Source organism: Actinomadura keratinilytica, from assembly GCF_039539665.1.
GTDB classification, from domain to species: domain Bacteria; phylum Actinomycetota; class Actinomycetes; order Streptosporangiales; family Streptosporangiaceae; genus Spirillospora; species Spirillospora keratinilytica.
Map to the genome: position 1 here is coordinate 1 of NZ_BAABDO010000156.1, position 12771 is coordinate 12771.

Below are 12771 nucleotides of genomic sequence, written 5' to 3' on the forward strand. Positions count from 1 at the left end.
CCTGCAGACCGTCCGCCGTGCGGACGACCGCCAGCCCGTCCGCACCCAGCGACGCACCGAGCGCGAACAATGGGTCATACTCGTACATCAGTCGGACCTCCATCGTCCGGCGAGGCCCCGGGATTCCCCGCTGCTGCATCAGCGGCCCGGGGTCGACTTGTCTTGGTGTGAAGGCCGCACGGCCCACCCCAGCCAGGGCCGGGCCGTGCGGCGGCGGGCGACGCGGGGCATGGCGCCCGCTAGAAGCCGCACGCGGCTTTCCCCCCGCCGCGCGCGGTGGGCATCCGGAACGATGCGACGTCGTACGCTCCCGCCATGGCGTGCCCGGGTCCGCGGCGACCGTACGTCGCCAGGACGCAGCGCCAATCCAGCCAGCGGGGTGTGCTAGTCAGCCTCGGGGCGCACTCGCCCACCACACTTGGTTGGATGCCTCCTCGGGATATACACGGGCGACACGAGCAAGAGCCGCCCACCGCCATAGGCGCTGCCCCTGCCCCTTCGGGAAGAAGGCATTGAACACACCGCACTGACCGCCAAATGCGCCGGTGTGCCCACCACCTACCGGGCGTCATCACTACCGCCCGGCCCGTGGTGCTCTTCGACGTCTGCGTCACGCTTCATATTCAGCCGCATGAGACGCAGCGGAGGAGGTATTACCCCTCCCCCATCGTTGAGAGGTAGGAAAGCTACCCCTTAGTGGATCAGCCGGAGTGTCCTGGCCAGCTCGCGGACATCCTCAGCCACCGCGGCGGGAGGATCGGGCAGCAGGTCCGCCACGATCGAGCGCGCGAACAGGCTGAACGCGAACGTGTCACCCGACAGCTTGTCGGCCTTCTGCATCAGGTGCACCGCCGCGACGTCATCGCCCTCGCGGTGGTACGCGCGCGCCACCTCGACCAGATATCGGGACTGCCGGGTGCGGGACGGGATGGCCGCAGGGTCGATCCGGCGGGCCGCTTGCCGCGCCAGGCCGGGTTTTTGCAGGTCAAGGTGGATGGTGACGGCGTAGTGGGAGACCATTCCCGGGCCGATCATCAACCACGGGTGGGCATACCCTGCGCCCAGCGACCGCGCGGCCCGGTCGGCCTCGTCGTGATGCCGCCACGCGTCACCCTCTTTGCCAAGCTTGGCATGCGACAGCGCGATCGCCAGGTGCATCAGTGCGTACAGCGCCCGGTCCTGTTCGTCCTCGGCCGGTCGCAGCAGTCCCGCCACGTCGCGTGCCAGCTCTTCCCGTGCCTCGGCGGCCTCACCCGCATCCCGCCACACGTGGTTGAGGTACCAGGCGGCACCGGCCATGGCGACCGGGTCGTCGGCGTCCTGCGCGGCGTGCATCGCCCGGTCACCGGTCATGTACACCAGTTCGGGCACCGGCTGGTGCGACGCGTACAGCTGCGCGATGTGGTACACCTGCGCGAGCTGCCGGGCGGCTTCGCGGCGCTCCTCGCCCTCCAATCGGCGCGCCGAGACGCGGGCGTCGGCGAGCAGGCCGGGCAGCAGTCCGGCGACGGCGCCGCGCTCATACCGGGACGTATGCCAGGCCCGCCATGCCTGCTGTACGCGGCCCGCGAGCACGTCCGCGGGGACGGGCCGGTCGGAGGTGATGACCGGATAGGAGTGGAGCGCGTCGCGGATCGAGTCCAGGTCCTCGTGGGCGTGCTTGGTGTAGGTGGCGCGTGACATGCGCTGGTCTCCGGTGAGGTCGGCCAGGTTCTCGATGTCGAGCACCTCGGCCAGCCTGACGAGCATCGGCAGGCGCGGCATGCCGATCTTGCTGGTTTCCAGGGCCTTGACCCACTCGGCCGACCGGCCGACGAGGCCTCCCACCACGGCGCGGCTGCGACCGGCGCGGGTGCGGTAGTACTGCAGCCGCTCGGAAAACGGGGCGTCGGGGCGTAGTGGGGTGGTGCCTCGCATGGGCCCTGCACCTCCTGAAAGCGTGTGACAAGCTCAGGCTACGGCGCAGAACCTCGCTGCGTCATGGGATGCGTCCGCCCGTCGAGCACGACGCGGTGCTCCTGCGTACTGCGTTGAACGCCTTGGCCCTGGCCTCTGCGGAGGACGCCCGCAGGCCGGCGATCCGGGAAGCGTACGAGAAACTCGCGATCTTCAATAATGGAGACCGATGACCGCGCGCCCCCAGCTGACCTTCGCCCGCCATGACGCCGCGTCGGCCGAGGCCATCCTCGACGAGGTGATCGTGCCGCTGTACGAGGCCAGTCACGCGGATGTGACCGGCAACCCGTTCTCCTCGGCCGAGCGGTTCGCCGAGCGAGTCCGCGGCTACCTCAAGGCGCCCGGGTTCGAGATCGTCGTCGCCCGCGTGTCCGGCTCACCGGTCGGCCAGGCGTTCGGGTACGCACTCCCGAAGACGTCGCGGTGGTGGGAAGGGCTGACCATGGGCGCACCCGAGGAAGGGTTCACGGTCGAAACCGGCACGCGGACGTTCGCGTTCAACGAGCTGATGGTCGTGCCCGAGCGGCAGGGGAAGGGCGTGGCGCACGCACTGCACGACGAGCTGCTGCGCGGCCGCCGCGAGGAACGGGCGACGCTGCTGGTCCGCGAGGACAACACCTCGGCGCAGACCGCGTACGCCCGGTGGGGTTGGCGGAAGGTGGGCAAACTGCAGCCGTACCCGGATTCCCCCGACTTCGACGCCATGGTGCTGCCGCTCCCGCTCTGAGACGTCCGCATCGGTCCGTCGGCCACGTCGGGCAGACGCGCGGCGCTCATGCCCCGGCTTTGGCCGCAGTCGGTTCGGGAGCGCCGTCGGTGGTCGGCCTGCGCGGCGGGTAGCCGATCCGTTCGGTGCCGTGGAAGTCCTCCGGGTCCAGGGTGAGCGGGAGCAGGGAGGCCAGGTCGCGGGCGGCGCGGCCGCCCCGGCGGCGCACTGGAGGGCGGCGCGTGCCATGGTCGGTTCCCTCCCTCCTGCCGGGCGTCGTTCCCGCCGAGCGCGGTCGGGCTAGGTGGCGGGGGCGCTGCTCGTCCCACTCCTCGCCCAGTGCACCGGCCCGGTCCCTGTCGATGGCGGTGTCGGGGTCGGTGGCCATCGAATATCTGGCGTACGCGCCGTCCTCGCTGCCGACGGCGCGGCTCAACCGCCGGGTCGCGACGACCGCGGGAACGAGGTTGCGGTCGACATCGTGCCCGGGGACCAGAACGCGCGCCAGCTCCCGCGTGGCCGTCCCGGCCTCCTCCAGTTCCGCACCGCAGTCGGCGGCCATGTCCTCGGCCACCCACAGGGCATGGCTTCCGCGGTGGAGGCGGATGTCCGAGACCGCGCGGACCAGCAAGATCCGCGCCAACAGCGGCGCCGCCCGGTCGACGCGGCGCTGATGCAGCGGGCGAGCTCCCTGCGATCGACCCCACTCGGCACGTCCATGCAGGCTCCCGTCCGCCGACCGAAACTCGCCTCCGCCGGAAGCCTAAACAGCGGCCCGCCCCCGCCGACGGCCCGCGCCGGGCGCGTCGGTCGTGGATGTTGGATCAGGGGGAGGTCCAGGGCGGTGAGCAGGCCGGGAGGCGCCTGGCCGACGGCGGGGACAGCGCCGTCTGAAGGCGTCGTGAGCGAGCCCTCGACCGGCCGCACATATCGCCATAAATCGCTTGAGTTCATGGCGGCGGCTGTGATCTCCTCAGTTCCGAGCACCCTCCCGGTGCGGATGCCGCGGGCTACTTCCTCTCCTGAAGAATCGATTCCCGCGGCTGCACTGACCTCGGGAGGGCGCTCACAACTCCAAAGCGCGCGCGATCTGTGGTCATAACTGAATACGCACCTCCCGGTGCGCAGGCAGCGGATACTTCCATGCCGAACAGGGTCCGGTGCGGGTTCGAGTCCCGCCTCCGGCCGAGCGGTCGGAGCGGCCCAACGGGGTTCTGGTGTCGACGTCTCCGCCGCCGACCTGATCTCGGGAGGAACGCAGGCATATGCGGGGTGCCCGGTGCGCAGGCAGCGGATACTTCCTTACTAAACCGAGGGACGCGGGTTCGAGTCCCGCCGCCGCCCACCGGGCGGCGTAGCTCAGCAGGCAGAGCACCGGTCTGGCAAATACCGCTGCCGACTTCGATCTCGGGCACCCCCGCCGCCGGCCTTCCTCCCGTTCACGCGAGGAAGGCTTTCTCATGGCCAAGTTCAACCGGTCCGGCTCTCGCGCGGCCGTCTCCAGCCCGGTGAAGACCGAGGCGCGGCCGAGCGGTGTCACCTACGAAGGCGCGCCCGGCTACGCGCGCGACGCCAAGAGCGAGCTGTTCCTGCTCGCCGTGGCCAACATGGTCGGCGAGGACACCTTCTATGAGAAGGCCGGCGACCGCGACGACCGATACCGCGCACTCGTCCGCCAGGTCGCCCTCGACGACCCGCTGTGGCTGACGCAGATGCTCACGTGGCTGCGCAGCGAGGGCAACATGCGCAGCGCCCCGATCGTCGGCGCGTGCGAAATGGTCAAGGCCCGCTTGGAGGCCGCGGCCGCGACGCCGCCGCACGCCGGCAGCGGTGCGCCGGCGGGCCCGCCCGACGGTGCCCGCCGGCAGCGCGACCTCAACCGGCGCGTCATCGACGCGGTCTGCCGGCGGGCCGACGAGCCGGGCGAGCTGCTGGCGTACTGGACGGCCGCCTATGGCCGCGCCATCCCCAAGCCGGTCAAGCGCGGCCTGGCCGACGCGGTGCGGCGCCTGTACGACGAGCGGTCGCTGCTGAAGTACGACACCGGCTCGCGCGGCTTCCGCTTCGGCGACGTCGTCGAGCTGGTGCACCCGTCGCCGGACCCGGGCAAGCCGTGGCAGGGCGCCCTCTTCGCCCACGCCATCGACCGGCGCCGGGGGCGTGCGGGCGAACCCGAGCCCGGCGTGCTCGGCACGATCGCCCGCAACGCGGCCTTCCTGAAGGCCGCGGCCGAGCGGCCCGAGCTGCTGCTCGACGCCGACGCGCTGCACCAGGCCGGTCTCACGTGGGAGAACGCCCTGTCGCTGGCGGGCTCCCGGGTGGACAAGGCGCGCCTGTGGGAGGCGCTCATCCCCTCCATGGGCTACATGGCGCTGCTGCGCAACCTGCGCAACTTCGACGAGGCGGGCGTGAGCGACGAGGTGGCCGAGCGGGTCGCGGCGCGCCTGGCCGACCCCGAGCAGGTGGCCCGGAGCCGCCAGTTCCCGTTCCGGTTCTTCTCGGCCCACCTGGCCGCGCCGTCGCTGCGCTGGAGTCACGCCCTGGACAAGGCGCTCACGGCCGCCACCGCGAACGTGCCGCCGCTGCCCGGCCGCACCCTGGTGCTGGTGGACACCTCGGCGTCCATGACGTCCCGGGGCGTCTCCGGGCGGTCCAAGATGACCTACGCGCAGATGGCCGCGCTGTTCGGCGTGACGCTGGCGGCGCGCGGCGACCAGGTCGACCTGTGCGGGTTCGCCAACGGCACGTTCGGGCACCGGGTGCGGCGCGGCGCGTCGGTGCTGCGCGAGGTCGAGCGGCTCGTGCGCCGGATCGGCGAGGTCGGCCACGGCACCGACATCGCCGGCGCGGTGCGCGCGACCTACCGCGGCCAGGACCGGGTGATCATCCTGTCGGACATGCAGACGTTCGGCGGGACGGGCGGCGTCGCCGACGCCGCTCCCGAGCACGTGCCGATGTACGGGTTCAACCTGGCGGGCTACCGGCACGCGGCGATGCCGACCGGCCGCGGCACGCGCCACGAGCTGGGCGGCATGACGGACGCGACCTTCCGGCTCATCCCGCTCCTGGAAGCCGGACGCGACGCCGACTGGCCGTGGCTGTGAACCGGCTCTGCCCCGCTCCGACGGCCCCGGCGGATCGCCGGGGCCGTTTCGCGCGCACAGGCGGCGCCCCGAGGGCGGCACCCGCGCTCGGCCGCCGCGCTCAGGTGGCGGCCCAGCGCCGCACCGCGGCACCGGCCCGGACCGGGCCGCCCGCCGGCCGGCCGAGCGGCGGAGGTTTTCAGGCTCGGTCAGGGGTGGATGTCGCGGGCGGTGATCAGGGGGAGGTCCAGGGCGGTGAGCAGGCCGGGAGGCGCCTGGACGACGGCGGGGACGGCGTTGACCAGGCGCATCGCGGTGGCCTTCAGCCCGGCGGTGTTGTGATCGTCGTTCCGGATCGGAGCGGGTCGGTAGGAGCGTCACCCGGCCCATTGTGCCGTCGGGCGGCACGACGTTCGGTGGGCGAGGCGCTCACCGCGTACGGCGTCGAGGTGCACCGACCGCCCCCTGGCCCCGCGCCCGCCCGCGGGTCAGGGGCCCGCGGGCACCGCCAGGGCGCGCTGCACCTCCGCGATCACCTTGTCCCGCTGCGGGACGAGGTAGAAGTGGCCGCCGGGCAGCACCTCGCAGCGGAACGCGCCGTCGGTCACCTCGCCCCACCGGGGCGCCCGGTCGGCGGGGACGTGGGGGTCGGCGTCCCCGACCAGCGCCGTCACCGGGACGGTCAGCCGCGGCCCGGGGCGGTGCTCGTACCGTTCGACCAGCCGGAAGTCGTTGCGCACGTACGGCAGCACCAGCTCGCGCAGCTCGGGGTCGCGCAGGGCGTCGGCGTCCGACCCGCCCAGGGCGACCATCTCGGCGACCAGGCCGTCGTCGTCGAGGTCGGACAGCCGCCGGTCCTCGCGGTCGTGCGGGGCGCGGGCGCCGGAGGCGAACAGGTGCACGGGGGCGGTGCCGCGTTCCTGCAGCAGCCGGGCGGTCTCGTAGGCGACGATGGCGCCCATGCTGTGCCCGAACAGCGCGGCGGGGCGGTCCAGCAGCGGCGCCATCGCCCCGGCGATCAGGCGGGCGAGCTGGTGGGCGTCGTCGACGAACGGGTCGGCGAGGCGGTCGGCGCGCCCGGGGTACTGCACCGCCTGCACCTCGACGGCGCGGCCGATCCGCGCGGCCCACGGGCGGTAGAACACCGCCGATCCGCCCGCGTGGGGGAAGCAGAACAGCCGCAGCGACGCCCAGGGGCGGGTCTCGGCGCAGCGGAACCAGGTCACGTGATCAACTCCTCGTCCTCGGCCGGCGGCGGGCTCACGCGCGATGGTACGGCAGCGGCCGCGGCGGCCCCGGTGTCCGTCCGACCGGCCGCGCCCCGCGGGCTAGTCGCCCATCGCCTCGGCCAGGCTCCGCGGCCGCATGTCCGTCCAGCGTTCGGCGATGTGGTCCAGGCACGCCTGCCGGGTGTCCTCGGTCTTGTCGACCGTCCACCCGGCGGGGACCTCGGCGAACGACGGCCACAGCGAGTACTGGCCCTCGTGGTTGACCAGGACGAGGTAGGTGCCGTCGGGGTCTTCGAAGGGGTTGGTCATCGGTTCTCCTCAGCGTGGTGCGGCGGCGAGGCGGGCGGCCAGCACGGCGCCCATCTCGGCGACGGGTCCGGGTTCCAGCAGTTCGTGGTGCTCGGCGTCGACGGGGTGGTCGTGGACGCGGCCGTCGACCAGCGGCCCCCAGGTGGCGGCGGCGGTCGGCGCCCCGGCGGGGCGGCCCCGGCGGGCGGTGAAGAACACCAGGTCGCCGCGGAAGCGCCCGGGCCGGTACGCCTCGGCCTGCCGCAGCCCGTTCTCGTAGTTGCGGTAGACGTTGACCAGGGCGTCCTCGTCGAGCGTGGCGAGGGCGTCGCCGCGTTCGGCCAGCAGCGCCATGATCTGCCCGATGTCGGGGTGGCCGTCGGGGGCGACGGTGCGCGCGTCCACGCCGATGGCCTGCAGCAGCTCGGGCAGGACGTCGCGGCGTTCGGAGTCCAGGTCCTGGCCGTGGTAGGCGTCCATGAGGGCGAGCAGCGCGACCCGCTCCCCCGCCGCCTGCAGCCGGCAGGCCATCTCGTAGGCGACCAGCCCGCCCAGCGACCAGCCGCACAGGCGGTACGGCCCGGACGGCTGCACGGCGCGGATCTGCTCGAGGTAGTCGGCGGCCATCTCCTCCACCGACCCGGGCAGCTCCGCCTGGGTGAACGCGCGCGCCTGCAGGCCGTAGACGGGCTGGTCGGGGCCGAGGTGGCGGCAGAACCGCAGGTAGCCCCAGGCCAGGCCGCCGGCGGGGTGGACGAAGAACACCGGCGGCCGACTCCCGGTGGTGCGGATCGGCAGCAGCACCTCGAATCCGAGCCGGCCGGTGTCGTCGGCGAGGCGGCGGGTGAGCGCCTCGACGGTCTGGTGGGTGAACACGTCCCGGGGCGTCAGCTCGATGCCGGCCTCGCGGGCGCGGGTGACGAGCTTGAGCGCGGTGATGCTGTCGCCGCCGAGGTCGAAGAAGCTGACGTCGGCGCCGACCCGCTCCAGGCCGAGGACCTGGGCGAACGCCTCGCACAGCCGTTCCTCGTCGGGGGTGGCGGGGGCGCGTCCCCCGGCGGCGGCGTCGAAGGCGGGGGCGGGCAGCGCGTCGCGGTCGAGCTTGCCGTTGGGGTTGACGGGCAGGGTGTCGAGCAGGACGAACGCCGCCGGGACCATGTACTCGGGCACCCGTTCGGCCGTGTGCCGCCGCAGGTCGGCCGTATCGGCGCCGCCGTCCTTGGGCACGACGTAGGCGACGAGGCGTTTCACGCCGCCGGCGTCCTGCCGGGCGACGACGGCGGCGGTGGCGACGGCGGGGTGGGCGGCGAGGGCGGCCTCGATCTCGCCGGGTTCGATGCGGAAACCGCGCACCTTGACCTGGAAGTCGACCCGGTCGAGGTATTCGAGGGTGCCGTCCTCGCGCCACCGCACCAGGTCGCCGGTGCGGTACATGCGGTCGCCGGGGGCGCCGAACGGGTCGGCGACGAACCGTTCGGCGGTGAGGGCGGGCCGGTCGAGGTAGCCGCGGCCGACTCCGGCGCCGGCGATGTACGCCTCGCCGGGGACGCCCGGGGGCACCGGCCGCAGCCCGGCGTCCAGCACGTACACGCGCATGTCGTCCATGGGCCGGCCCAGCACGGCCGTGGTCTCGGCCGGGTCGGCGAGCGCGCCGCGCATGCCGGTGACCGTGGTGTAGGTGGTGGCCTCGGTGGGCCCGTACACGTGGCCGACCTCGGTGTCCGGGCACGCCGCGAGGACCTTGCGCATCGCCGCCGGGGACCCGGCCTCGCCTCCCGTCAGCACCTGGCGCAGGCGTGCGAAGGCGTGCGGGCGTTCCTCGGCGACCAGGTTGAACAGGGTGGTGGTGAGGAACAGCGCGGTGACGTCCTCGGCGGCGATGAGCCGTTCCAGGGTCTCGCCGTCGAGGCTTCCGGGCGGGGCGACGACGCTGGTGCCGCCGTTGAGCAGCGGCGTGAACATCTCGTACAGGGACGCGTCGAAGGCGTGCGGGGAGTGCACGAGCACGCGCCGGTGCGCGGGGGTGCGCAGGCTCGTGTCGTCGGCGAGGGCGACGATGTCGCGGTGCCGCAGCATGACGCCCTTGGGGACGCCGGTGGAGCCGGAGGTGAACAGCACGCACGCCGCCTGCTCGGGGTGGGCGGGGACGCCGGGGTCGGTGTCGGGCTGGGCGGCCAGTTCCGGGTCGTCGTCCACGACCAGGACGCGGGCGCGGACGTCCAAACCGGCCACGCGGTCCTTCATGGGGGTGTTGACGAGCAGGACGGGCGCGCCGACCTCCTCGACCGCCCAGGCCACGCGGTCGCGCGGGTACCCGTGGTGGATCGGCGCGTACACGCCGCCCGCCTTCAGCACCGCCAGGCTCGCCGCGATCACGTCGGCGGACCGTTCGAGCAGCATCGCCACCCGCGTCTCCCGGCGCACGCCCAGCCCGGCCAGGCGGTGGGCGAGCCGGTTGGCGCGGGCGTCCAGCTCGGCGTAGGTGAGGGTCTCCCCCGCCGCCGATCGCACGGCGACGGCGTCGGGGTGTTCGGCCGCGCGGCGCGCGAACCGCTCGGTGACGGTCTGCGGGGGGCGCGCGGTGGCCGTGCCCTGCCAGTCGCGCAGGACGCGGCCGCGTTCGGCGTCGTCGAGGACGTCGACGCGGCCCAGGGGCGTGCCGGGCCGGTGGGCGATCGCCTCCAGGACGCGCAGGAGGCGTTCCATGACGCGGGTGGCGTCGCGGGCGGTGTAGAGGTCGGTGCGGTAGTCGAGCCTGAGGGACAGGCGCCGTCCCGGTACGGCGGCGAGGGTGAGCGGGTAGTGGCTGGCGTCGTAGCCGTCCACGCCCCGCAGTGTGAGCCCGCCCAGGTCGGTGCCCGCCGCGTCCGGGTCGAACGGGTAGTTCTCCAGCACCGTCATGGTGTCGAACAGGGAGCCGATGCCGGTGAGGCGCTGGATGTCGGTCAGGCCCAGGTGGTGGTGCGGCATCAGGTCGGCCTGTTCCCGCTGCAGGCGGGTGAGGGCCTCGGCCACGGTGTCGCCGGGGCGGACCCGCACGCGGATGGGCAGCGTGTTGATGAACAGCCCGATCATCTGCTCCACCCCGGGCAGTTCGGGGGGACGGCCGGACACGGCCGCGCCGAACACCACGTCCGTGCGTCCCGTCAGGCGCGCCAGCAGCACGCCCCACGCGAGCTGCAGGACGGTGCTGAGGGTGACGCCGTGGGCGCGGGCGCGCGCGGACAGCGCGGCGGTGAGGTCTTCGGGCAGCAGGCGCCGCACCTTGTCGGGGGGTGTGGCCGCGGGGGCGTCGCCCGCGTGCGGGGCGACGAGCGTTGGTTCGTCCAGGCCGTCGAGCGAGCGCCGCCAGGCGTCCTCGGCGGCGGCGCGGTCCTGTTGGGCGAGCCAGGCCAGGTAGTTCTTGTACGGGGTGACGCGGGGCATGCCCGTGTCGTCGCCCTTGGCCAGGTACAGCGCGAACAGCTCGGTCTGCAGCACCGGGGTGGACCAGCCGTCCAGCAGGATGTGGTGGTTGGTGAACACCATCCGGTGCCGGTCGGCGGCCAGTTTGATCAGCAGGAACCGCAGGAGCGGCGGTCTGGAAAGGTCGAACGGCCGGGCGCGTTCGGTCTCGGCGAGCACCCGGGCCTCGTCCTCGCGCCGCTGCTCCGGCAGGTCGGACAGGTCGGCCTCCGCCCACGGCAGCCGCACCCGCCGGTGCACGATCTGCACGGCGCTGCCGTCCTTGCGCTGCCGGAACCCGGCCCGCAGGTTGGCGTGCCGCCGCAGCAGCGCCTCGGCGGCCGCCCGCAGCGCGCCGGTGTCCAGCGGCCCGATCATGTCGAACACGATCTGCGCGGTGTAGACGTCGCCGCGGCCGGAGTCGTAGCGCGCGTGGAAGAACAGCCCCTGCTGCAGCGGCGACAGCGGCCAGATGTCCTCCAGCTGCGACTTCACTCCGGATCCCATGCCTCGTCCTCCGCGTCCAGCTCGGCGGCCAGCTCGTCGATCTCCTCCTGGCTCATCGACACCAGCGGCAGGTCGGACGGGGTGAACCCGCCGACCGGGCCGTGCGCGGCGCCGTCGGCCACGTGCGCGGCCAGCCCGCGCAGGGCGTCCCGCCAGCGGCCGGCGAGGTCGGCGATCTCGTCCTCGGTGAACAGGCCGCCCGCGTAGGTCCAGGTGGCGCTGAGCTCGGGGCCGCCCGGCAGGTCCCGGGTCTGCGCGTTCACCTCGATCGCGTGGACCATGCCGAGGCGCGGGTGCGTGCTCGGGCCGAGCGCGTCGGCCTCCTCGCGGGCGGCGGGCGCCCAGTCGGCCGGTTCCGGCTGGGGCGAGCGGCCGAAGTAGTTGAACGCGATCTGCGGGGCGGGGTGCGCGGCGAGCCGTCCGGCGGTGGCCGGGTTGAGGTGGCGCAGCAGGCCGTAGCCGATGCCGTTGTCGGGGATCTCGCGGAGCTGCTCTTTGACCTTCTTCAACGCGGTGCCGAGGGCCGGGCCGCCCGCGCGGATCTCACCCGGCTCCACCGCGCCCGGGTCGAGCCGCACCGGGTGGATCGAGGTGAACCAGCCGGCCGTCCGCGTGACGTCCACCCCGGGGATGATCTCCTCGCGGCCGTGGCCCTCCAGGTCGATCAGCACGGCGGTGTCGTCGGCGCGGCCGCGGTCGCGCCGCCATCCGGCGACGGCGAGGGCGAGCGCGGTGAGCAGCACGTCGCCCACGCGGCCGTGGAACGCGGCGGGCACGTCGGTCAGCAGCGGCGCGGTGACGTCGGCGGGCAGGTCCACGGTGAGGTGGCGGGCCGTGCCGAACGTGTCGGCGGCGGGGTCGAGGGGGCGGCGGCCGAGCACCGGGTCGGGCGTGGCGAGGATGTCGGTCCACAGCGGCAGTTCGGCGGTGCGGGCGGGTTCGGCCGCCTCGGCGGCCAGGCGCTGCGCCCAGCGGCGGTAGGACGTGCCGACGGGCTGGAACGCGCCGCCGCCGGTGAGGGCGGTGACCAGGTCGAGCAGCAGGATCGGCCAGGACACCGCGTCCACGGCCAGGTGGTGGACGGTCGCCAGCAGCCGCCCGGACCGGGCGGGCCCGGCGTCGAACCACACCAGCCGGGCCATGATCCCGGCGGCGGGGTCGAGGCCGGCGCGGGCCGCGGCGGCCTCCTCGGCGAGGACGGCGCGCAGGTCGCCGGCGTCGGACACGTCCACGCGGCGGACGAGCGCGGCGGCGTCCACCGTGCCGGGTTCCGGGACCTCGAACCGCCAGTCCGGCTCGGTGCGGTCGACGCGCAGCCGCAGCATGTCATGGTGGTCGAGGACCCTTTGGAGGGCGTCGGCCAGGGCGTCCACGGTGAGGCCCGGCGGCACCTGGATCAGCATGCGCTGGCTGTAGTCGTCGGTGGGGCCGGTGAGCTCCTGGAACCAGCGCATGATGGGGGTCGCGGGCACGACTCCCAGTCCGGCGCCCGGCGGTTCGGCCTCGACGGCGTCGGCGTCGGCGAGGGGGCGGGCGATGGCGGCGAGTTCTTCGACGG

At 73.8% G+C, this 12771-nt stretch carries 8 protein-coding genes; 2 read left to right on the forward strand and 6 right to left on the reverse strand.

Annotation, left to right across the window (positions count from 1 at the left end; genetic code table 11):
* Nucleotides 1-693: 693 nt before the first annotated feature.
* Nucleotides 694-1917 (reverse strand): helix-turn-helix domain-containing protein, encoded by a 1224-nt coding sequence (locus ABD879_RS29695; RefSeq protein ID WP_345025027.1) that lies wholly within the window; start codon nucleotides 1915-1917, stop codon nucleotides 694-696.
* A gap of 208 nt (nucleotides 1918-2125) precedes the next feature.
* Between ABD879_RS29695 and ABD879_RS29700 the strand changes: the two genes are divergently transcribed.
* On the forward strand, nucleotides 2126-2683 hold the full coding sequence (locus ABD879_RS29700) for a GNAT family N-acetyltransferase (RefSeq protein ID WP_345025028.1): 558 nt from the start codon (nucleotides 2126-2128) through the stop codon (nucleotides 2681-2683).
* 46 nt (nucleotides 2684-2729) lie between these two features.
* Here ABD879_RS29700 and ABD879_RS29705 read toward each other — a convergent pair whose 3' ends face one another.
* Nucleotides 2730-3236 (reverse strand): cyclophilin-like fold protein, encoded by a 507-nt coding sequence (locus ABD879_RS29705; protein WP_345025029.1) that lies wholly within the window; start codon nucleotides 3234-3236, stop codon nucleotides 2730-2732.
* An 886-nt stretch (nucleotides 3237-4122) separates the two neighbouring features.
* Here ABD879_RS29705 and ABD879_RS29710 point away from each other — a divergent pair.
* Complete coding sequence (locus ABD879_RS29710) at nucleotides 4123-5766, forward strand: TROVE domain-containing protein (protein ID WP_345025030.1); 1644 nt, start codon at nucleotides 4123-4125, stop codon at nucleotides 5764-5766.
* Between the two features lie 467 nt (nucleotides 5767-6233).
* On the opposite strand, the gene ABD879_RS29720 is transcribed toward ABD879_RS29710, so the two are convergent.
* The 4 genes from ABD879_RS29720 to ABD879_RS29735 all read right to left on the reverse strand — a co-directional run.
* Nucleotides 6234-6971 (reverse strand): thioesterase II family protein, encoded by a 738-nt coding sequence (locus tag ABD879_RS29720; protein ID WP_345025031.1) that lies wholly within the window; start codon nucleotides 6969-6971, stop codon nucleotides 6234-6236.
* Nucleotides 6972-7073: 102 nt separating this feature from the next.
* The gene (locus ABD879_RS29725) at nucleotides 7074-7283 is read right to left on the reverse strand and encodes an MbtH family protein (protein WP_285496425.1); all 210 of its coding nucleotides are present in this window, start codon (nucleotides 7281-7283) and stop codon (nucleotides 7074-7076) included.
* Between the two features lie 9 nt (nucleotides 7284-7292).
* Nucleotides 7293-11213: an amino acid adenylation domain-containing protein gene (locus tag ABD879_RS29730; RefSeq protein ID WP_345025032.1), complete on the reverse strand. Its 3921-nt coding sequence runs from the start codon at nucleotides 11211-11213 to the stop codon at nucleotides 7293-7295.
* The coding region (locus ABD879_RS29735; RefSeq protein ID WP_345025033.1) for a condensation domain-containing protein at nucleotides 11198-12771 on the reverse strand (1574 nt) is incomplete at its 5' end. The genes ABD879_RS29730 and ABD879_RS29735, both read right to left, overlap by 16 nt.